The following is a 21,681-nucleotide window of genomic DNA, read 5'->3' on the forward strand; positions in this document are numbered from 1 at the left end:
TGGCGGCCCGAAAGCTAGCGGCTCGCCGCGGGAACCAGCACCCAGAGAACCTCGACGGTCTCGTCCGTGGGGTTGATCCAGGTGTGGGGTTCCCGGCCCGGGAAGGAGAGGGTGTCACCTTCTTCGAGGTCGTACTCCTCGTTGGTCAGGATGAGCTTGATCCTGCCCTTGACCACATGCAGCACATCCACGTCGCAGTCCACTGCGTAGAGCTCGTTTTCGCCACGGCCCCGGGGCTCGATGGTTGCCTGCAGGATCTGCAGGCGGCGCTCGGAGCGGGCCGTCAGCAGCCGCTCCACAATGCCCTGGCCACCCAGGGAAATGCGGGGGCCGTCGTCGCGCTTTGTCAGGTGCGTTTCGGGGGCCGCGAACAGGTCGCCGACCGACACCGACAAGACCTGGCACAGAGTGACCAGGGACGCAACCGACGGCGATGTCAGGTCGCGCTCCACACGGCTCAGGAAGCCCTTGGTCAGTCCCGTAGCGTCGGCCACTTGCTCGATGGTGAGGCGCTGCGCCTGCCGGGCTGCGCGGATTCTGGAACCGATGGCAACGGGAACATTGCTCGGTTCAACGGGTAGAGCCTTCATTCACGAACCTTTCAGGCCTGTCATGTGGCCCTGTCATTGGAGCAATAGTAGCCGGGAGACAGGCCATGACGACGGGAATCCACGGAACCATGACCAAAGCATCTTGACTGTTACTCCGATCACAACATATCCTCATAGGCAACAAGTGTTGTCTGTGAGGCACACAACACCTCCCCAATCTCCAATCATCAGCACAGAGACTTCGACGCTTCGCAGGAGTATCGTCGAAAACCCCAACCTCCGTGCATCAGCTCCAAGGACCGTTCATGGAATCTTCGGCTATTAACATCGCAATCGTGGTGGTGTACCTGCTCGCCATGCTGGCATTCGGCTGGTGGGGCAAGTCCCGCACCAAGAACAACAGCGACTTCCTGGTGGCCGGCCGCCGCCTGGGACCCTTCCTTTACACAGGCACCATGGCCGCTGTGGTCCTCGGTGGCGCATCCACCGTGGGCGGCGTTGGCCTTGGCTACAAGTTCGGCATCTCCGGCATGTGGCTGGTTGTAGCCATCGGCTCAGGCGTCCTGTTGCTCAGCCTCCTGTTCGCCGGCACCATCCAGCGCCTGAAGATCTACACGGTCTCCCAGATGCTGAGCCTCCGCTACGGCAGCAAGGCCACGCAGACGTCCGGAATCGTGATGCTTGCGTACACGCTGATGCTGTGCGCTACGTCCACCGGCGCCTACGCCACCATCTTCGTGGTGCTCTTCGATTGGGAACGCTGGCTGGCCATAGCCGTTGGCGGCGCAATCGTGCTGGTTTACTCCACCATCGGCGGCATGTGGTCCATCACCCTGGCCGACCAGGTGCAGTTCATCATCAAGACCGTTGGCATCTTCTTCCTGATGCTCCCGTTCGTCATGAATGCTGCCGGCGGCATGGACGGCATCCGTGGCCGCCTCGAAGACAGCTTCTTCCAAATCGACGGCATCGGCACCCAGACCATCATCACGTACTTCGTGGTCTACACCCTGGGCCTGCTGATCGGCCAGGACATCTGGCAGCGCGTCTTCACCGCCAAGACCCCCACCGTTGCACGCTGGGGCGGCGCCACCGCAGGCGTCTACTGCATCCTCTACGGCATCGCCGGCGCCCTGATCGGCCTTGCCGCCCGCGTGGCCCTCCCGGACATCGACGTCGCCAACCTCGGCAAGGACGTCGTCTACGCGGAGGTCGCAACACACATCCTGCCCGTCGGCATCGGCGGCCTGGTCATGGCCGCTGCCGTTGCAGCAATGATGTCCACCGCATCCGGCGCCCTGATTGCTGCGGCAACGGTGGCACGTGCGGACGTTGTCCCGTTTGTGGCCAGCTGGTTCGGCAAGACCATCAACACTGACGACACGGAAAATCCCGAGCACGACGTCAAGGCCAACCGCTACTGGGTCCTCGGACTCGGCATCGTGGCCGTGTTGATCTCCATGGCAGCACAGGACGTGGTGGTTGCCCTCACCATCGCCTACGACATCCTGGTTGGCGGTCTCCTGGTCGCAATCCTGGGCGGTCTGGTGTGGAAGCGCGGCACCGGCATCGCCGCCGCCTGGTCCATGGCGGTTGGCTCGGTTCTCACGCTGGCCTTGCTGATCATGTTCGCCGTCGGAGTCATTCCGAGCGCCGATGGCGTCTACGCGAACGAGCCCATCTACTACGGCCTGGCCGCCTCGTTCGTCGCCTACGTCGTCATCTCGCTCCTCACGCCGCCCACCGACCCCGCAGTCCGCGAGGCCTGGGACAAGCGCGTGGCAGGTGCCGTCTCGGAAGAGCTGCCGCCTGAGGCCCACCCGGTCAGCAGCCACAAGTAACGGATCACGAACTAACGACGTAAAAGAGCAAAGTTCGACGGCGGCGCCTCCCCTTTCCGGGGAAGCGCCGCCGTTGTTTCGTCGCCGCTGTTGTTTCGTCGCCGGGGAATTGGGCGTTGCGCGGTCCGCTTTGCTCCCTAAGACCCCGCCAAAGCCAGCAGAGCAGGCCTCACAACGGGAGGGGTGGGGTGCTGTGGGGTAGGGTTGTCCCAGCTTCAAGAGATGTGGTGCCAAGCTCCGACTGGCCACACACCAACCCCATGTTCACGGGTGGTTCGGATGAGGAAGCGGCCCGCCCCGGACCAGAGACAACCGAGCGGGCAAGAGCACTCTCCCAAGGAGCAGTCCCTTGCCGTACCAAGGCGATCCCACCCAAGTCCCCAGCACCCCGGCTCCAAGCACCAGCGCCAAAACCCCAGCACGCACGCTTACGGTGATTCCCGCCGTCGACCTCTTCCTGGGCACCGTCACCATCATGGTCCGGAACAGAACGGTGCAGTTCCGGCACCCGGAATCCGGGCTGATTGCCCAGGCCCTCGCCCAAGCCGTCAGGCCAACGCGATGGTGTGAAACGTCCAGGACACTGACGGTAACCGTCGCCGCTGCGGGCAAGCGCGATGGCCTGCAGCGACAATTCACTTTCGGTTGGAACGACCCGGTTCAGGGTTCTTCGTCCTCCTCGCGGAAATCCTCGGTTTCATCAAGCGGGACCACGCGTTCGTCGTCCTCGGGGGCGTCCACTTCCTCCACCCAGGCTTCGTCCACTTCCTGGTCCTCCGCATAGTCGTACGCGGGGTCCGACTCGATGGTTGCCCGTTCCGGGTGGTTGGCGTGTGATTCGGTGGCGTCCATGGTGCAACCTCCGTCTCGTGGGCCACTCAAAGCCCTACTGAACGATGTGCGGGGAGGACCCCCGCCCAGGTCCTTCCATCTGAGCACCGGGCCCCGGCAAGGGTCAAGGAGGGCCGGAAATTACGGTGCGCCGAACATTCCAGTTAAGGAATACCGGCCAAAAATCCCCGCCAATAGGCGGTACAGTGGGGCGTGCAATGGGGCCGCCACTACCCCACCCAGCACAGGAGAGAATGTGCAACAGCACCAGGAATCACACGGTTCGTCGAGCCCCGCTCCGGACCCCACCCCGGAAAACACAGCCCCCGGAAACGGCGCCGCATCGCCGTCCCCATCCGACATCCGTCGGTGGCGTCAGTATCTTGCCGATGAGCGCGCCGAAGCCGCCGTCTACCGCGAACTCGCCCAGCGCCGCGACGGCGAAGAACGCCAGATCCTGCTCGCGCTGGCCGAGGCCGAAGGAAGGCACGAAGCCCACTGGCTCAAACTCCTGGGCGAGCACGCCGGAATGCCCAAGGCCGCATCAGCCCGCAGCCAATTCCTGGGCTTCCTGGCCCGCAACTTTGGGTCCGTCTTTGTCCTCGCCCTGGCCCAGCGTGCGGAAGGCCGCTCCCCCTACGGCACCGAACCCGCGGCAACAGCCGCCATGGTGGCCGACGAGCAAATCCACGAGGAAGTAGTCAGAGGCCTGGCCACGCGTGGACGCAACAGGCTCTCCGGTACTTTCCGTGCCGCCGTTTTCGGCGCCAACGACGGATTGGTGAGCAACCTTTCACTCGTCATGGGCATGGCCGCCACTGGCGTGCCCAGCCCGGTGGTACTCATGAGCGGGGTGGCCGGGCTCCTGGCCGGAGCGCTGTCCATGGGCGCCGGCGAGTACGTCTCCGTCCGCTCCCAGCGGGAACTGCTCAACGCCACGCTGCCCACGCAAGCCACGCTCACGGCGGCGCCTTCCCTGGACATCGAGCACAACGAGCTTGTCCTGGTGTATTTGGCCCGGGGCATGACACGGGAGGCCGCTGAGCACCGCGCAGCGGAGCGCATGGGCATCTTCAGCTGCGACTGCGACCCCAGCCTCTCCTTGCAGCCGGAGAAACCGGCCACGGATGAGCACGAAACGGTCGGCTCGGCGTGGGGTGCCGCCCTATCCAGCTTCTGCTTCTTCGCCTCGGGCGCCATCGTCCCCATCCTGCCGTTCATTTTCGGCATGACGGGTGTGGCCGCCCTGATGGTGGCCGGCGTACTGGTGGGCATCGCGCTCCTGGCGACCGGCGCCGTCGTGGGCTTGCTGTCCGGAACGTCGCCGCTGAGCCGCGGACTGAGGCAACTCGCCATTGGCCTGGGAGCAGCGGCCGCCACCTACGGACTGGGCCTGGTCTTCGGAGCAACCATCATCTAAGTTGAACCGTTCCTGCCGCAGCCCGTAATGTTGGTTCGTCCTCCGCGCTGCCCCGCGTGACCAGGGCGTGAGGAATGGAGAACCGTGGACTCGGAGCGGGAAACCCGTGTGCCAAGGCACCGGCGTGCGGGAACGACATGGCGCGTTCTTCGCGGACTCCTCATGGCTGTCATCGCCGCATTGGTCGCAGTCCTGGTCAGCGGCTACCTGCACGGCGACCCCCGTATCACGGCCCTTTTCCCAGGGGTGAGCCTGCCGGTCGCCCCGCAGGACGGTGGCAGCCAGACAAAACCCGCACGTGCGTCGGACGCACCGCCGCCAGGCCTTGAGGAAGCGGACGCCCCGCCCGCCTCGCCGCCGGCGCCCGTTGCGGCCAGTGATTCGTATAAGTTCCTGGCCACCAACGACGACGGCACACCGGTGGGGTATTCGCCATGCCGGCCGCTGCACTACGTCGTGAACAACGCATCCGCTCCGGAAGGCTCCGATGCGCTGCTGGAGACGGCGATCGCACGGGTCTCCGCCGCGTCCGGCATCCAGTTCGTCAACGACGGCACGACGGATGAGTTGCCCGTGGACCGCCGCGAACCCTACCAGCCGGCCAAGTACGGCGACCGCTGGGCTCCCCTGTTGATTTCCTGGACCACCCCCGAGGCCGCGCCGGCGCTGGCCGACAAGGTCATCGGCACCGGGGGCAGCACCATGTACTCGCTCAACAACGGACCCAAAAGCTACATCACAGGCAGCCTGGAACTGGACACCCCGCAGGTGGCCGAACTGCTCGCCGACCCCGAGGGGGCCGACTATGTCCTGGCTGTCATGCAGCACGAGCTGGGCCACGTGATGGGTTTGGACCATGTTGATGATCCGGTCCAGCTCATGTACCCGGAAATTGGCGCCCCTGACGGCCTCGCCACAGGCGACCTGAACGGCCTGCACCTGCTCTCCTCGGCACCCTGCCGCAAGGACATCTGACGGCTGTCCGGCGGTGATCACGTCCGCCATGGACTCCCGGCGCGTCCGGACTTATGCTGACGGTTACGGCCGACGGCGGGCGCCCCACCTCCCGTCGCAGCCGCCACGTCAGGGGGTTCCATGGAACCTTACGGGTCGCCCCAGAGGCCGGACCCCGATCCCCTTCGCCCGCAGTACCTGCCACCTGGTCCGCGCCCGCCCGATCCCCCGGCACCCCGGCCGCCGATCAAACACAGCAGCATCGCCGCCATCCTGTTTTTCCTGGGCATCCTCGGCCTGGTGTGCGCGGGAGCCTACTTCAGCGGCGATCTTCAGCGCTTCCTCTACGGCTCGTCCGCTACGCAGAGCCAAGCGCCCCGGCCCGGCTTGGTACCTTTCGGCCAGCGTCAGGATCCCCTGCCCGGATTGGAAGAAGCCGACGCGCCGCTTGGGACGCCGGCGCCAGTGAACCGGACCAGTACCTCGTACAAATTCCTCGCCGTCAAGGAAGATGGAACACCCTTGGCGTACTCCCCGTGCAGGCCCATCCACTACGTCGTGAACTCGGACCTCGCGGACCCTTCGTGGCAGCCCCTGGTGGAAGAAGCGGTCCGGCAAGCCAGCGTGGCCACGGGGCTGAAGTTCATCTACGACGGCCCCAGTTCCGAGGTCCCCTCCACCAACAGGCAGGGATACCAGCCCGCCAGGTACGGCGACCGGTGGGCTCCCGTCCTGATCGCATGGAGCACTCCGGAGCAGGTACCGCGCCTGACCGGCCAGACCGTCGGACTGGGCGGCAGTTCGTCGATCGGCCTGAGCGACGGTTACAAGGCCTACGTCACAGGTACTGTGTCCCTGGACGCCCCGCAATTCGCCGGCATCGTGGACACGTCAGAGGGCAAGGAGATCGGCGTTGCCGTGATCATGCATGAGCTGGGGCACCTCCTGGGACTCGACCACGTGGATGATCCGCGCCAGCTGATGTTTGACCAGGCATCCTGGGTCCGGCAATACGCCGCCGGCGACAGGACTGGGCTGGCCCAACTCGGCTCGGGTCCCTGCAGCAAGGACTTCTAGGCGCAGCTCACGACTGGCCGGAGACTACCGCGAGCGCCTCCTCCACGGTGTCCACCAGGAAGATCTTCTCCGCCATGGGTTTCCCCGCGGCGAGGCTCCGGAGCATGGGCCACGCGGGGAGTGTCCGCTCCCAGTGTTCGCGTCCGACCAACACCATGGGGCTGATGGTTTCAGGCGCTCCGTAGTAGTTCTCGCAAGCGTCCTGGAAGACCTCCTGCACCGTTCCTGCGGCACCGGGGAGGAACACGGTCCCACCGGTGCACAGCTCCAGCAGGATGGCTTCCCGGACGGCGTTGGCGAAGTACTTGGCGATGTGCGTAGCGAACAGGTTGGGCGGCTCGTGGCCGTAGAACCAGGTCGGAATGCCGAGGGTCGGACTACCGTCCGGAAAACGGTCGACGACGGCGGCTGCTTGCCGCGCCCAAGCCGTCACCGAGGGCCTGAACCCCGGTACGCCGGCGAGGGTTTCCAGCGCGGCCGCGGCATCGGCGTCGGACGTTCCGCTCAGGTACGCACCCATGTTTGCCGCTTCCATGGCCCCGGGCCCGCCGCCGGTGGCGACAGCGAAACCGGCTTGGGCGAGCAACCGGCCCAGCCGCGCGGCGTCGGCGAATTCGGTGGTGCCACGCTGGGCGGCGTGCCCACCCATGACCCCTACCACCGTGGTCCCCGCGAGCGCCCACTGGTCCAGCAGCTCGTCCAGGGCGTCGCCGATTGCGTGGTCGTGCAGTGCCGCGGCCAGGGTGGCGTCCAGGCTTGCGCGTTGTCCGGGAAGGATGCTCCACTGGTAGACCCGCGCGTCGAGGGTGGACTCGTACTCCGTGGCAGTGATGTCATCGTAGAGCTCTCCTGCGGTGTACAGGCTGTTCCGGTAGGGGTCGAACGGCACGCCCTGCAGCCTGGGAAAGATCAGCGCTCCGCGACGTCGAAGACTCTCTTCCACCCCGTCGTCGAAGGTGCATCCGAGGAAGATCGCGCCTTGGGGATTCAGTGCTTTCAGGTCCTTGGCGTGGCCTCGAAGATCCAGTGACTGCGCGTGCCAACCGTTCATCGCCCCAGCACCGGCGCTGACCAGCCGGTCGAAGTGGGCCACGCTTTCGACATCAAGTGTGCGGGGACTCGGGTTCAGGGGCGCACTGCGGTTCATGGTCCCAGCGTAGTATCGCTCCTCTTTTTGGCAGGTTTGAAGCAGGTTTGACGCAGGCGTTTGCGCGACGGGCGGCTGTCCGGTGCATCATGAAGGATGAAGAGTCCCGAAGTCGTCCGTCCGCGTATCGGTGTCCCCGTCCGTCTCAGCAGTTCGGATGCCCCGGATGCCCGCGTGGGTGAAGCCAACCAGCTCTTCACTTTCATCGTGGACCTGCTGCGTGAAGCCGGTGCGCAGCCGGTGCTGCTGACCCCCGTTTCAGCGGACAGCGCCGGCCAGCTGGCGGTCGAAATGCAAGCGCTCGACGGCGTGCTGTTGCCAGGCGGCGGCGATATCAATCCCCGCCTCTACGGGCAGGACCCTGAGGACTCGCTGTATGACGTGAACCAGGAGCAGGACCACCTGGATATCGACGTCGCCCGCGCAACCATCGACGCCGGCCTGCCGCTGCTGGGTATCTGCCGGGGCCATCAGCTGCTGAATGTGCTGTACGGCGGGACACTGATCCAGGACATGGCCCCTACCTCGGTGACCCATAACGGATTGGATCCCCACGATCCCGCCGCCGGCGAATGGGCCTGGCATGACGTTCGGCTTGCTGCCGGGTCCAAGACCGCGGCTCTCTATGGCTCGCCCGAGGGGACCAGCATCAAGATCGCTTCCGGGCATCACCAGGCGGTGGCCCGGGTGGGTGAAGGGTTGGTTGTTACGGCCGTCGCCGACGACGGGACGGTGGAAGCCTTGGAAGACCCGTCCCGTTGGGTTGCCTCCGTGCAGTGGCATCCCGAAGCATCCCAGCTCGCTGACCACGAACGCCTGGTGCCTTTCGCGTCCTTCGTGGAAGTGTGCCGGAACCCTACCCAGGCTCGTCCTGGAGGAGTACAGTAGCGCTCACTGCTTCGCTTTCAGCTCCACTGAAGGTGTGGCCAGTGCGTAATTCCATTCGAATGGCGTCCAGGGGGCGTCGTAAGTTTGCCGGCTGGGGGGCCCAACATCTGCTCAAAGGAGCATGGTTGTGGACCGTCCAAAATACGTCAGTCGACCCTTTCGTCCGAATGACCGCCTTTCCTTCGCCCAACGTCTTCCAGGCCTGCTTGTCGCGCTGGCCGTTGTCATGGGCGGGTTCACCCTCACCCCTGCTGCTCCGGCAACTGCTGCCGACCCACCCTGTGCAGGGACGGGTGGCGCCATGCAGATCGTTGGCCACACTGACGATGACCTGCTCTTCCTCAGCCCGGATTTCATGCGTGACATCCAAGCCAAGCGATGCGTCCAAACGGTGTTCACCACGGCGGGCGAGGCCGGCGAAGGAGCGACGTATTGGCGGAGCCTCGAATCAGGGATCCAGGCAAGCTACGCCAAGATGGCCGGCGTCTCCAACAGCTGGACGACCTCCGATGCCGGAGTGCCGGGCCGACCGCTGACGATGCGGACCCTTAACGGTGCCCCCAACATCTCAGTGGTGTACATGCGGCTGCCGGATGGTTTCCCCAACGGATTGGGCAGCGCAGCCTACAACAGCCAAAGCATCCTCAAGCTCTGGGACGGCAGGCTTTCCTCCATCCGGCCCGTGGATAATGCCGCCACCTTCACCAAGGCCCAGTTCCAATCGGCCTTGAACCGCTTGGTCGCCAACTTCCAGCCGACCACGTTCCGCACGCAGGACTGGACCGGAAACTTCAACTCCCCCTACGACCACAGCGACCACTGGGCCACCGCCAAGTTCGCCCAACTCGCTACCCGCAGCTACACCGGGCCGCACACGTCCATGGCCTATGACGCCTACGTCATCGATGAATACGCCCAGAACGTGACCGGAGCTGAGCTCACGGCCAAGGTGGATACTTTCGTACGGTTCGCTGATTTCGACATGTACATCTGCAGCAGCCCGGGTGAGGGGTGCCCGGACTCGCCCTATGACGAATGGCTGAAACGGCAGTACATCACGGCCATCGAATGGGTGGGCAGTGCCGCCAAATCGGCGGGCACCACCGTGACGGCCTCGTCGCAGAAGGCCGCTGCCCAGAGTCCGGAAAAGGCCCGGGACGGGTACCACTGGGGTGCTCCGATGGATGCCACCCGCGAGTGGGTCTCAGCCGGTGAAAAGGCCGGCAGCTGGATCCAATACAACTTCTCTCCCACCCGGACCATCAACGCGGTCACACTGTCCGACCGGCCACTGCTCACCGACCAGGTCACCGGCGGCAATCTGCAGTTCTCCGATGGAAGCACCGTGCCAGTCCCGTCGTTGCCCAACAATGGATCGGGCCTCACCATCACCTTCCCGCCCAAGACAGTGAGCTCGGTGCGGCTCAACATCACCTCAGTCAGTGCCGGCACCACCAACGCCGGCTTGGCCGAGTTCGAGGCCTACCTTGGCACCGACACTGTGGCCCCGTCAGTCACGGCGTCACCCGAGGGCGGAACCTATGCCGCGGGCCAGGCCATCACCCTGACACCCAATGAAACATCCACCATCTACTACACCACCAACGGCAGCACCCCGACGACGACCAGCAGCAAGTACACCGCTCCGCTGATCCTGAACGGTCCACTGACCTTGAAGTACTTCGCCGTGGACAGCGCAAACAATTCCTCGGCCGTGGTCACCCAGACCTACTCCACCGGCCCGGACACCACCAAGCCGGTTGTGACGGCCAATCCCGTGGGCGGTCAATACGCACCGGGCACCACCGTGACGCTGTCCGCGAATGAGACCGCAGAGATCCGGTACACCACGGACGGCACCGATCCCCTGACGGCCGGGCTCCTCTACAGCGCGCCCATCCCCTTCAACGGCCCTGATCCCATGGCCTTGAAGTACTTCGCCAAGGACACTGCTGGAAACGTGTCCGAGGTAGCCACGCAGACCTACACTGTTCCACCGGACACAGCCGCTCCCACGGTCACGGCAAACCCCACCGGCCGTGCCCTGGCCAGCGGAGCCACCATTGCCCTGACCGCCAATGAGCCTGCCACCATCTACTACACCACCAACGGCAGCACACCAACGGCCACGGAATCGGCCACCACCATCAAGTACAACGCCGCTTCCCCGATCGTCATGGGCAACTCAACCCTGGTGCTCAAATACATCGGCGTGGACACCGCCGGCAACACCTCCGCTGTGGGTACGCAGACCTATACCGTGCCCGCCGCCGGACCGCCGTCGGCCCATGATTTCAACGGTGACGGCCGCGCCGACGTGCTCGCCGCGGATACCGCCGGCACCCTCTATCTCTACCCCGGCAACGGCTCGGGAGGACTGGACCCACGGCAGACAGCCCTTGCTGCACCAGCGTGGTCCACCATCACGGACACCGTCACGCCGGGCGACTTCAACAAGGATGGCAAACCGGACTTGTTGGCACGGGCCGGCGACATCCTCTGGTTCTACCCCGGCGACGGTGCAGGCAGCTTCGGAGCCCGCACCCAGGTCAGCACGGGGTGGAGCACGATGACGCAGCTCTTCTCCCCCGGCGACTTCAGCGGCGATGGCATCCCCGATTTCATCGGCAGGCGAAGCAACGGCGAGCTCCGGTTGTACGAAGGAAACGGGACTGGAGGACAGCGGACTCCCTACACCGTCGGCTGGGGCTGGGACGTCATGAACGCCATCTTCAGCACCGGCGATTTCAACGGAGACGGCAAGGGAGACGTACTGGCGCGGCGAACCGACACAGGCGCATTATGGCTGTATCCGGGCAATGGTTCCGGGGGCTGGCTGCAATGGACGCAGATCGGGACGGGCTGGGGAAACCGCACTGCGCTGGCCGGGCCGCGGGACCTTGACGGCGACGGCAGGAACGACGTAGCAGGCCGCATCGGAGACACCTTGTGGCTGTACCCCGGGTCGGGAGGCGGAACGCTCAGCAACGTACCGCCGATCAGCCTCGGCACCGGCTGGCAGGCCATGAAGATCATCGCCTAGCCGGCCCCATGAACCTGGCGCGGGTCGGAGTTTTCCCCCAGACTCTTCGGCCCGCGTCAGCCATGTCCAAGCCACATGACTGACGCTTAAAAAAGTACGACGACGGCCCGGTACCTTCCGTGGGGAAGGTACCGGGCCGTCGTCGTACAGCTTGCCTTACGGCTATGAACCTAGAGCGTTGCGAAAACTTCGCGCAGCAGCTTGGCGGTCTCGGACGGCGTCTTGCCAACCTTCACGCCGGCAGCTTCGAGAGCTTCCTTCTTGGCCTGCGCGGTGCCCGCGGAGCCGGAGACGATGGCGCCTGCGTGGCCCATGGTCTTGCCCTCGGGAGCCGTGAAGCCGGCAACGTAGCCAACTACCGGCTTGGTGACGTTGGCCTTGATGAAGTCGGCAGCACGCTCTTCGGCGTCGCCACCGATTTCGCCGATCATGACGATTGCCTTGGTCTCGGGGTCAGCTTCGAACGCAGCCAGGGCGTCGATGTGGGTGGTGCCGATGATGGGGTCGCCACCGATGCCGATCGCGGTGGAGAAGCCGAGGTCGCGGAGTTCGTACATCATCTGGTAGGTCAAGGTACCGGACTTGGACACGAGGCCGATGGGGCCCTTGCCCGTGATGTTTGCCGGGGTGATGCCTACCAGGGCTTCACCCGGGGTGATGATGCCGGGGCAGTTCGGCCCGATGATGCGGGTGATCTGCTTGCCGTCAGCGTCCACCTTGGACTGGGCCAGTGCCCAGAACTCGGCGGAGTCCTGAACCGGAACACCTTCGGTGATGACCACGACGAGGCCGATGCCGGCTTCGATGGCTTCAACAACGGCGTCCTTGGTGAATGCCGGCGGAACGAAGACGATGGAGACGTCTGCGCCGGTCTCAGCGATGGCTTCCTTGACGGTGCCGAAGACGTTGATTTCCTTGTCGCCGTGCAGGACCGTGGTGCCGGCCTTGCGGGCGTTGACGCCACCAACAATGTTGGTGCCGGCCTTGAGCATCAGGGCGGTGTGCTTGGTGCCCTCGCCGCCGGTGATGCCCTGAACGATGACCTTGGAGTCTTTGTTGAGGTAGATAGACATTGTCGCGTCCCTTTACTTAGCTGCGTTGGCGAGCTCGGCGGCCTTGTCGGCGCCCTCGTCCATGGTGGCGGCCAGGGTTACCAGCGGGTGGTTGGCCTCGGTCAGGATGCGGCGGCCTTCCTCAACGTTGTTGCCGTCGAGGCGAACTACCAGCGGCTTGTTCGCGGAGGTACCAAGCTCAGCAAGTGCACCCACGATGCCCTTTGCGACAGCGTCACATGCAGTGATGCCACCGAAGACGTTCACGAACACGCTCTTGACCTGGGAATCGCCAAGGATAACGTCCAAACCATTGGCCATGACCTCTGCGGAAGCTCCACCGCCGATGTCCAGGAAGTTGGCGGGCTTCACGTTGCCGTGGTTTTCGCCGGCGTAAGCAACGACGTCGAGGGTGGACATCACAAGACCGGCGCCGTTGCCGATGATGCCTACTTCGCCGTCCAGCTTGACGTAGTTGAGGTCCTGCGCCTTGGCCTTGGCCTCGAGCGGGTCAGCTGCGTCCTTGTCCTCCAGCGTGGAGTGGTGCACGTGGCGGAAGTCGGCGTTCTCGTCCAGGGAAACCTTGCCGTCCAGGGCAACGATGTCGCCTGCACCGGTGCGGACCAGCGGGTTGACCTCAACCAGGGTTGCGTCTTCCTTCTTGAAGACGTCCCACAGCTTCAGAATGACGTCGGCGACTTTGCCGCGCAGTTCTTCAGCGAAACCTGCAGCAGCGACGATCTCGTCGGCCTTTGCCTGGTCGATGCCCACAGCGGGGTCGATGGCGATCTTGGCCAGGGCCTCGGGACGCTCGACAGCAAGCTGCTCGATCTCCATGCCGCCCTCTACGGAGCACATGGCCAGGTAGTTGCGGTTGGCGCGGTCCAGGAGGACCGAGAAGTAGAACTCTTCGGCGATGTCGGCGCCCTGGGCGATCATCACCTTGTTGACGGTGTGGCCCTTGATGTCCATGCCCAGGATGTTGGTGGAGTGCTCAAGCGCCTCTTCGGCAGTCTTGGCAACCTTGACGCCGCCAGCCTTGCCGCGGCCACCAACCTTAACCTGTGCCTTGACGACAGTTACGCCGCCGATCTTCTCGGCAGCTGCCTTTGCTTCTTCAGGAGTGTGCGCCACGATGCCGGCGAGCACGGGTACACCGTGCGCTTCGAACATATCGCGCGCCTGATATTCAAACAGGTCCACGGTTTAGTGTCCTTCTACGTCGAAGTAGTTTTCTGTTCAGCCGGGAACCGCGATGACCGCGATAGCCAGCTGCGGAGAGTACGCGGTAACAACCAGGATTGAAGCCGGTCACATTGCGTAAGGTCCTCTCGGAACTTTAGCCCTTTGAGGAGTCCCGCCAGCTACACACTACCTGTTAAGTGAGTAACCTTACACTTCTATCGGCTGTAGAAAAACCGCAGAATGACGCGGTTTTTGGGCTGTTCCCCGGCTGTCCGGCGGTGTTCACGACGCCTGTTTCAGTGTCCCGCTGACCGTTTTGCCGCCGTCGGAAATCAGCTGGTACCCCTGCGGTGTCACGAAGAAAGCAACGCCGGCAGAGACGTTTCCGCAGGCAACACCGCCGTTATAGGCAGAGCAGCGCAGACCGTTGCGTTCAATGTTCTGCCCATCGGCCAACTCCCTCAGCTTGGAGATGGGTCCGTTGCGGCTGCCCTTGGGCCCGAACTCGGACTCCATTTGTGTTACGCCGGAACGACATGAGCCGTAGACAGCCTTGTCCGGTGAAAGCAGGACCGTTCCGCCGAGGTAGCCCAGGCCCGTACCGGCACAATCGTCGGCAATGTCAGCCAGTTCCGGCTTGGCGTACTTCGCCAACTCGCAGTGCACCACCGGGACTACCGCGAACTTGTTGTTGGCGGCGTCCGAGTAGGAGTTGGCTTCATAGGGCAGGTTGAGGTGACCGCCCTTGGAGGACGTCATGGCACACACGATGTTCCGGTCCCCGGTGACGAATGCGGTGACGTCTTCACCCGCCGTCAAAGTGGTCTGCTCGGTCAAGGGAACCTGTTGCAACTGCTCAAGGGGAGCCAAGGGCGCTGGCGGAACGTAGTCCGGATCCTCGGTGGCGAAGGAACACCCCGTGGCCAACATCAAAAGCACGGCAGCAAGAATCCCCAGAACAGTCCGTCGCATGCCACCAATTATGCCGGTAACCTCACGCCGGACTGCCTCGGCGGCGCCGGAGGCTGTTGAAGACCACTAGTGCGGCGCCCGCGGCCAGCAGACCCGCGGCAGCCCGCAGCGTGGTGTTCAGGCTTCCGGATTCCAGGCCGGTTGCCGCGAGTTGAGCGCCCGACGTCGACGCCAGCGCACCGGCTGGAGTCACCGCCGCTGGGGGTGCTGGGGCCTCCACAGCCGCCGGCGGGTTTGCTGCGGGCGGCTGTTCAACGACAGGCGGCCTGGTTGCCAGCACCGTCACAGTTGTCCAGAAAATGCGCTGCTTCAGCTGATCAGAGTCGCGGACCCACACCGCGATACTAAAACTGCCAACTCGGGTGGGTATCCCCGTGAGGAATCCGTTCGTATCCACCTCCAAACCCTCGGGCCAGGGATCGCTCGACGACAGGCCACCGGCAAAGTGCCTCCGCGTGGAATAGCCAAAGACGTAGGGGGCTACTCCCCCGGTGGCCTCTGCGATCCTGGCCGAGTAGGGCTCGCCCAGGACAGCTGCCGGAACCTGAAAACCAGTGGTCTGCATTCCCAAGGCATGGACGATGATGCTGTACGTCTTGTCCGTGTAACCGAAACGGTCCTGGACACGAAAGGTAAATCCATAGGTACCCGGAGTGGTCGGCACCCCGGAAACTGATGACTCGCGAAGCTCAAGACCGGGCGGCAGGTGCCCGGAAACGACTGAAATCCGGGTGTGTTCAGGGTCTGAACGATAAAAACCAAGGACCTCGTCGTAGTTCCTCCCCACCACGCCGTCGTCAAACGAGGCCATCCCCGGGTACGACTCATCATCGGATACGTGAACGGTGGGTGGGTAGTAGCTTTTGATGTTGATGTTTATCTGTTCAGTCAGTGTTAGCTGGGGATCCGAGGAATCCGAAACAGTGACGGACGGCGATGGGCTGTACAGCCCGGTAGGTGTTCCTGTGAAGCTCAGGGTCGCGGGGTCGAAAAGCAACCCTGCCGGGACATCGCTCGCCACAACGGTGTACGGGGCTGTGCCTCCGACAACCTGGAGCTGGGCCTGAAACGGTTTGCCCACGAAAGCGAGGTCCTCGCTGATTTTGACCGACAACGGGGTTGTCGCCTCGATGACGACTTTTTCGACGGCGGCTGCCTGGGCCTCTGCAGGGCTGACGGTTGGTGACGGGGTCGCCAGCGAAGCGTCGGTGGCTGAGGGGCTCGCGCTTGCTGTCGGCGTCGGGCTGGCCGTCGGGCTCGCTGTGGAGCTGGGAGTGGCGCTGACGGTCGGCGTCTGGGTGGCGGTCGCTGCCGGCTCGCTGGACGACGCTGACGGCTCCGTGTCGGCTATCCCAGGCGGCGCGAACTGGAGCGCCAGTGCGCTCGCCAGGGCACCAACCAGCAACAGCCTGGCGGCCTTGCCGGATAATCGACGTTCCCCAACAAAAGCGCCCACGCGCGTCCTCCCCCATAGGAATGCAACCTTCTTGCATTGCACGGTGGGGCAGCAAACCGACGTCGGCCCCAGTGCAACGCCCGGTCAGTCTAGGCGCGGACGGGGTTCAGGACAATAGGTACGGAGGCTGGAGGCCGACGAAGATCAGGCATCCAGTTTGGTCAGCGGCGCGTACCGCAGCAGCAGGCGCTTCTCGCCGACGTCGAACTTAACCTTGGCCACCGTCTTGTCCCCGGCACCTTCGACGCCCAGCACCACCCCGTTGCCAAAGCTCGTGTGGTTGACCTTGTCCCCCACCACCACGGAAATGACTTCCTTCTGCGGCTGCACCCTGTTGCGTGCGACGGCGGCAGGAACGTCGGCGTCGAACCCTGCGGTGGGGCTGGCAGCAGCACCGCGGGAGGTACCCGCTCCCCAGAATGAACCACCGTAGCGGTTGGAACCGATGGGGGCACTGCCCCACCCGCCGGCCTGGCGGCTGGTGCCTTCGCGCTTCCACTCCACCAGTTCCGAGGGGATTTCTTCGAGGAACTGGCTGGCGGGGTTGTATTGGCTTTGGCCCCACATGCTGCGGACTTCCGACCGCGTCACATAGAGACGCTTTCGGGCCCGGGTGAGGCCCACGTATGCCAATCGGCGTTCTTCCGCGAGTTCCTTGGGATCGGTGGCCGAACGCTGGTGCGGGAAGATCCCGTGCTCCATGCCGGTCAGGAAGACCACCGGGAACTCCAGGCCCTTGGCCGTGTGCAGGGTCATCAAAGTGACCACGCCCATGCGCTTGGCCTCCGCCACGGCGGCGTCGATGTCAGCGCCGGGCGCGTCGGGAATCTGGTCGGCATCCGCTACCAGGGACACCTGCTCGAGGAACTCCCCCAGGGAACCTTCCGGGTTGTCGCGTTCGTATTCGCGGACCACGGCCACCAGTTCGGCGAGGTTTTCCACCCGGGATTCATCCTGCGGGTCAGTACTGGCGCGCAGCCCCGCAAGATAGCCGGTTTGCTCCAGGACGGCTTCCAGCGCAGCAGCGGCACCGGAACCCGAAGCGACCTCGGCGAGGTCATCCATCAGCTTCACGAAACCGAGGACCAGGTTGACCGAACGGCTGGCCATGCCGGGCGCTTGGTCTGCGCGGCGGGCTGCCGCCATGAAGGAGGACCGCTCGCGTTCGGCCAGGGCAGCGACGGCGCCTTCGGCCCGGTCACCGATCCCGCGCTTGGGTTCGTTGAGGATACGGCGCAGGTTGACGTCGTCGTCCGGGTTCACCAGGACGCGCAAGTAGGCCAGGGCGTCCTTGATTTCCTTGCGTTCATAGAATCGGGTGCCGCCCACAACTTTGTACGGCAAACCAACCCGGACCAGGACGTCTTCTATGGAGCGTGACTGGGCATTGGTCCGGTAGAAGATGGCGACGTCGCCGGGCCGCAGGTTTTCCTCGTCCTGCAGGCGGTCGATTTCCTTGGCGATGAACTGGGCTTCGTCGTGCTCGTTCTCACCGACGTAGCCGACGATCTTCTCGCCGTCTCCCTCCGCGGTCCACAAACGCTTTTCCTGGCGGTTGGGGTTGCGGGAGATCACCGAGTTGGCTGCACTGAGGATGTTCTGCGTGGAGCGGTAATTCTGCTCAAGCTTGATGGTCCGGGCATTGGGGTAATCGGCCTCGAACTCCACGATGTTGCGGATGTCCGCACCACGGAAAGCGTAGATGGACTGGTCGGAGTCGCCCACTACAGTCAACTCGCTGGGCTGGACGCTGGTATCCGTGCCCACGCCCACGATTTCCCTGACCAAGGCGTACTGGGCATGGTTGGTGTCCTGGTATTCATCCACCAGGACATGCCGGAAGCGGCGGCGGTAGGACTCCGCGAGCGCCGGGAAAGCCCGGAACATGTAGACGGTCTCGGCGATGAGGTCGTCGAAGTCCATGGCGTTGGCTTGGCGGAGGCGCTGCGTGTACCCCTTGAAGACTTCGGCCACGGCGGTGTCGAAGGGGTCGTTGTAGTTCGCCGATGACGCGTAGGAATCGGCGTCAATGAGCTCGTTCTTGAGGGCGGAAATCTTGTGCTGGATGGCCTTTGGCGCAAACTTCTTCGGATCGAGGTCCAGGTTCTTGGCTACGAGGGTGATCAGCCGCAGGGAGTCCGCGGAGTCGTAGATGGAGAAGTTTGAGTTCAGGCCAACGGTGGTGGCTTCCCTGCGCAGGATGCGGACACAGGACGAGTGGAACGTGGAGATCCACATGGCCTTGGCGCGGCCGCCCACCAAGGCTTCGATGCGTTCCCGCATCTCGGCGGCCGCCTTGTTGGTGAAGGTAATGGCCAGGATTTCCCCATGGTGGGCCCGCTTGGTGGCGATGAGGTAGGCGATCCTGTTACTGAGGACACGGGTCTTTCCCGACCCCGCACCGGCCACGATCAGCAAGGGGCTTCCGGCGTGCTTGACGGCCTCTTCCTGCTGCGGGTTCAAGCCCTGGAGGAGTGCGTCGGCCGACGGCAAACCGCCGCCGCCCTGGTTGCCCCAGCCGCCGGCCGATTGCCCTTCAGGAGCGCCCGATGACCCGCCGCTGCCTCCTTGGAAGCGCGTTCCGGCCGCACCTCCCCCCGGCTGGGAAAGCTCCGGGGCAGCCTTGACTGCGGCTTTGGTGCCTGCTTTGAAGGGTCCGTCTGCGTAGGGGTCAAACAACATATCCATGGTGCCTACCAGTCTAGGCGGTGGCCCCGACACTATATGGCGCCGGGTATTCACCACCGGATATTGCCGCGTCAGCGCCTAGGCAAACTGGGGAACAGAGGTGAGCGCAGCGCTCAACTCGCGGACCGCCGTCGGGCCTCCCGCAACGAACCAGTTGAGACCGTTGACCTTCACGACGGCGGTGTCCCCGCCTGCTGCGCGGACAATCGCCTTCCCAGGCAGCCAGTCCCATTCCGGGCAGCTGTGCTGGAACCAGCACCCGAGTTCGCCATCTGCCACGCGCCCGAGGTCGCACGATCCCGAACCGAACATGCGCAATGACGCCGCAGTGATCGCGGCCGCGTGCCACGGCATGGCCGTGCGGGGATCCGCCAGCCAGGTGGGATGGATGTACGTGGCTGCGCTGATCTCACCCACGGCACGATCCCCGGAGCCGGAGATGGGTTCCCCGTTCAGCGTGGCGGGCTGCTCTTCGCCGCCGAGCCACAGCTTGTCCAACTCGGGCTGGTAGATGGCCCCGAGCAGGACCTCCGGATCCGCGACCGGGGTGGTCCCGTGATCTGAACTGTCCCTCTTGAGGGCGATCGCCGAGCACCAGTAGGTGGAGCCGTGCAGGAAGTTGTAGGTACCGTCCACGGGGTCGATCACCCAGGTCCGGCCACTCGTTCCGGCCACCGACGCGCCTTCTTCTCCGAGGATGCCATCCTCGGGGCGACAGCGCCTCAACTGTTCCAGGACGTAAGCCTCGGCTGCATGATCGGCCGCCGTGACGACGTCGGACACCGAGGTCTTGCGTTCGCCCTGCAGGCCGCCCATCCGCATGAGCAGCGCCAACTGGCCTGCTTCACGGACCAGCGCGCTGGCCAGTTGGTAGTCATCGAGTGAAGGATCGAGTTCAGTTGCTGTGTGCCTGCCGGTGGTCATGCTTCCAGCTTATGTGGCGGGATAATGAATGACATGGCCAAGACACCAGCCCAGCGCATCAAGAAGCACGGAGCAAAGGCCGTGGTTCCCGACCACACCCTGCCTCCCGTGATCAACACCACCACCCAGCGCACCCCGCAAAAGGCGCAGAGCAACTCCAAACTCATTGTGATCGCGGGTGTCGTGGCCAGCCTGTTCCTGTTTTGGTACCTTCACCTGCTGACGTTGAACCAGATGACGCAGCTGTCCGGCGGATTGGCCATGCCGGATTCGCTGATCGGCGGTTTCTCCCAGGATTACGTGGCCCAACTCCGCGACGCCATGGACGACTCCGCGCGTGGCCAGTTGAACTATGTGCACAAGACCGCGGGCACGCTGTTTCCGCTGATCTTCGGATTCAGCTGGCTGCTGCTGATCGGCACCAACGTTGCGCGGAAGTCCTGGCGGTGGGCCATGTGGGCAGCGCCGCTGCTGTTTGCGGTGGCGCACCTGTGGTCCAACGTCGCCATCGACTCGGCGCTCGCCATGGAAGCCCCCGACGCCGGTTCGGTGGCTTTGGCTTCGGCCCTCACCATTGCGTCGTGGGTACTTTTCCTGCTCAGCCTTGCGTGCGGCGTGCTGGCTGTTTTCCTGGGACGGAAGAACGCCAAGCCCTCCTGAGTGATTCGTGCCCTCAGCCCGTGACCGGGCGCAGCCGGGCGGCCTTTCGTTCCATGTGCACACGCTGGGCGATGACCAGGCCGGCCGCTGCGAGCCCGATGGTCACCGGATACCCCATGAGCCTTTCCAGGAGGCCGGGCAGGGGCACGTCCATCCCGGTCAGCCCGCCGATAATGAGCGCCCCCAGGCAGACCAGTCCGCACAGGGCAAGGAACCAGCTCACCGGGGTCTGCCGGAACCACAGGATGCCCAGCAGGATCAGGGCGAACCCTCCCCCGATAAAGAACATCAGGGCACCGGCAAAATGCCACGGCGAGTCCAGGTCCTCGGGCACCAAGCCAACAAGGACCGTTCCCACGCCGGCCACTCCGGTGAGGATCCGGATGGCCACAGCCAGCATCCAGGGCACGGTCAGCACCCGGGCGGGAGCCGAGTCGGCCGTGACCGACCGGAAGCGACGTGCTGCGACACCAGGCCGAGCCGCTACACAGAGCAGTCCCGCGGACAGGAACAAGGCGCCGAGGACCAGCGCCAATCCCTGCACCACGAAGGAGGCGTTCATCAGCACGTGCAACGGCGAGCACACTGCCCTGTCCTCGTACACGCCGCACGACACTGCCCCGAGGTCGCTGATATAGCCGGTGGCCCGGCTGTAGGGCTCCGGCCCGGCCCACGCCTGGATCACTGCGGCCTCGGCGACGAAATACTGGACGACGCTCAGTTGCGCCCAGCCGCCTATGGTGGCCCGGATGGCGCGGACATCGGGAAGGAAGGATCCGGCCTGCGCCGGTGCAGTCGGGTGCCCTGTCATGCCCGCCAGCCTAGCGGTGTTCAGGCAGTGCCCCGGCAGCTTGTATGCTTGTAGTCGTGTCCGGGCCCTAGAGCTCCAGCAGTGGGATTCAGAGCCATGGACACACAGGCCCTCGTAGCTCAGTGGATAGAGCACGGCTCTCCTAAAGCCGGTGTCGTTGGTTCGATTCCAATCGAGGGCA

17 protein-coding genes, 1 tRNA gene and 1 riboswitch are annotated in these 21,681 nt (G+C 64.4%); of the genes, 8 read left to right on the plus strand and 10 right to left on the minus strand.

Annotation, left to right across the window (positions count from 1 at the left end):
- Positions 1 to 14 precede the first annotated feature (14 nt).
- Positions 15 to 590: a helix-turn-helix domain-containing protein gene (locus QF015_RS05450; protein WP_024819844.1), complete on the minus strand. Its 576-nt coding sequence runs from the start codon at positions 588 to 590 to the stop codon at positions 15 to 17.
- A gap of 266 nt (positions 591 to 856) precedes the next feature.
- Between QF015_RS05450 and QF015_RS05455 the strand changes: the two genes are divergently transcribed.
- On the plus strand, positions 857 to 2,392 hold the full coding sequence (locus tag QF015_RS05455) for a sodium:solute symporter (protein WP_429387606.1): 1,536 nt from the start codon (positions 857 to 859) through the stop codon (positions 2,390 to 2,392).
- A 213-nt stretch (positions 2,393 to 2,605) separates the two neighbouring features.
- Positions 2,606 to 2,725, plus strand: a riboswitch (SAM riboswitch).
- Positions 2,726 to 3,052: 327 nt separating this feature from the next.
- Here QF015_RS05455 and QF015_RS05460 read toward each other — a convergent pair.
- Positions 3,053 to 3,244 carry a hypothetical protein gene (locus QF015_RS05460; RefSeq protein WP_429387608.1) on the minus strand — a complete coding sequence of 64 codons (192 nt, stop codon included), beginning with the start codon at positions 3,242 to 3,244 and terminating at the stop codon, positions 3,053 to 3,055.
- Positions 3,245 to 3,479: 235 nt separating this feature from the next.
- Between QF015_RS05460 and QF015_RS05465 the strand changes: the two genes are divergently transcribed.
- The 3 genes from QF015_RS05465 (at position 3,480) to QF015_RS05475 (ending at position 6,674) form a co-directional block, all read left to right on the plus strand.
- On the plus strand, positions 3,480 to 4,643 hold the full coding sequence (locus tag QF015_RS05465; protein WP_310202139.1) for a VIT1/CCC1 transporter family protein: 1,164 nt from the start codon (positions 3,480 to 3,482) through the stop codon (positions 4,641 to 4,643).
- Positions 4,644 to 4,805: 162 nt separating this feature from the next.
- Entirely contained in the window at positions 4,806 to 5,618 is an 813-nt protein-coding gene (locus QF015_RS05470) for a matrixin family metalloprotease (RefSeq protein WP_429387610.1), read from the plus strand.
- A 120-nt stretch (positions 5,619 to 5,738) separates the two neighbouring features.
- Positions 5,739 to 6,674: a matrixin family metalloprotease gene (locus QF015_RS05475; RefSeq protein ID WP_310202143.1), complete on the plus strand. Its 936-nt coding sequence runs from the start codon at positions 5,739 to 5,741 to the stop codon at positions 6,672 to 6,674.
- Positions 6,675 to 6,681: 7 nt separating this feature from the next.
- Here the strand turns inward: QF015_RS05475 and QF015_RS05480 are convergent, their stop codons facing one another.
- Complete coding sequence (locus QF015_RS05480; RefSeq protein WP_310202145.1) at positions 6,682 to 7,821, minus strand: LOG family protein; 1,140 nt, start codon at positions 7,819 to 7,821, stop codon at positions 6,682 to 6,684.
- Positions 7,822 to 7,917: 96 nt separating this feature from the next.
- Here QF015_RS05480 and QF015_RS05485 point away from each other — a divergent pair, with 96 nt between their 5' ends.
- Entirely contained in the window at positions 7,918 to 8,709 is a 792-nt protein-coding gene (locus QF015_RS05485) for a gamma-glutamyl-gamma-aminobutyrate hydrolase family protein (RefSeq protein WP_429387613.1), read from the plus strand.
- 121 nt (positions 8,710 to 8,830) lie between these two features.
- Entirely contained in the window at positions 8,831 to 11,752 is a 2,922-nt protein-coding gene (locus QF015_RS05490; protein ID WP_429387615.1) for a chitobiase/beta-hexosaminidase C-terminal domain-containing protein, read from the plus strand.
- 170 nt (positions 11,753 to 11,922) lie between these two features.
- Here QF015_RS05490 and sucD read toward each other — a convergent pair whose 3' ends face one another.
- The 6 genes from sucD to QF015_RS05520 all read right to left on the minus strand — a co-directional run bounded on the left by sucD (position 11,923) and on the right by QF015_RS05520 (position 20,029).
- Positions 11,923 to 12,825 (minus strand): succinate--CoA ligase subunit alpha, encoded by a 903-nt coding sequence (gene sucD / locus QF015_RS05495; protein ID WP_090820359.1) that lies wholly within the window; start codon positions 12,823 to 12,825, stop codon positions 11,923 to 11,925.
- Between the two features lie 12 nt (positions 12,826 to 12,837).
- On the minus strand, positions 12,838 to 14,007 hold the full coding sequence (gene sucC / locus QF015_RS05500; RefSeq protein ID WP_310202151.1) for an ADP-forming succinate--CoA ligase subunit beta: 1,170 nt from the start codon (positions 14,005 to 14,007) through the stop codon (positions 12,838 to 12,840).
- 264 nt (positions 14,008 to 14,271) lie between these two features.
- On the minus strand, positions 14,272 to 14,961 hold the full coding sequence (locus QF015_RS05505) for a hypothetical protein (protein WP_310202153.1): 690 nt from the start codon (positions 14,959 to 14,961) through the stop codon (positions 14,272 to 14,274).
- Between the two features lie 22 nt (positions 14,962 to 14,983).
- Entirely contained in the window at positions 14,984 to 16,417 is a 1,434-nt protein-coding gene (locus tag QF015_RS05510) for a putative Ig domain-containing protein (protein WP_429387618.1), read from the minus strand.
- Between the two features lie 144 nt (positions 16,418 to 16,561).
- Positions 16,562 to 19,105, minus strand: coding sequence for a DNA helicase PcrA (gene pcrA, locus QF015_RS05515; RefSeq protein ID WP_429387620.1), 2,544 nt, complete (start codon positions 19,103 to 19,105; stop codon positions 16,562 to 16,564).
- Positions 19,106 to 19,183: 78 nt separating this feature from the next.
- Positions 19,184 to 20,029: an inositol monophosphatase family protein gene (locus QF015_RS05520; protein ID WP_310202157.1), complete on the minus strand. Its 846-nt coding sequence runs from the start codon at positions 20,027 to 20,029 to the stop codon at positions 19,184 to 19,186.
- Positions 20,030 to 20,062: 33 nt separating this feature from the next.
- Between QF015_RS05520 and QF015_RS05525 the strand changes: the two genes are divergently transcribed.
- Positions 20,063 to 20,689: a hypothetical protein gene (locus QF015_RS05525; RefSeq protein WP_429387622.1), complete on the plus strand. Its 627-nt coding sequence runs from the start codon at positions 20,063 to 20,065 to the stop codon at positions 20,687 to 20,689.
- 13 nt (positions 20,690 to 20,702) lie between these two features.
- Here QF015_RS05525 and QF015_RS05530 read toward each other — a convergent pair whose 3' ends face one another.
- Positions 20,703 to 21,500, minus strand: a complete 798-nt coding sequence (locus QF015_RS05530; RefSeq protein ID WP_429387623.1) for a DUF998 domain-containing protein — start codon at positions 21,498 to 21,500, stop codon at positions 20,703 to 20,705.
- Between the two features lie 108 nt (positions 21,501 to 21,608).
- Between QF015_RS05530 and QF015_RS05535 the strand changes: the two genes are divergently transcribed.
- Positions 21,609 to 21,681 (plus strand) — tRNA-Arg (locus tag QF015_RS05535).

The sequence above is a fragment of the Paenarthrobacter sp. TE4293 genome (genome assembly GCF_050435325.1).
GTDB classification, from domain to species: Bacteria; Actinomycetota; Actinomycetes; order Actinomycetales; family Micrococcaceae; genus Arthrobacter; species Arthrobacter nitroguajacolicus_C.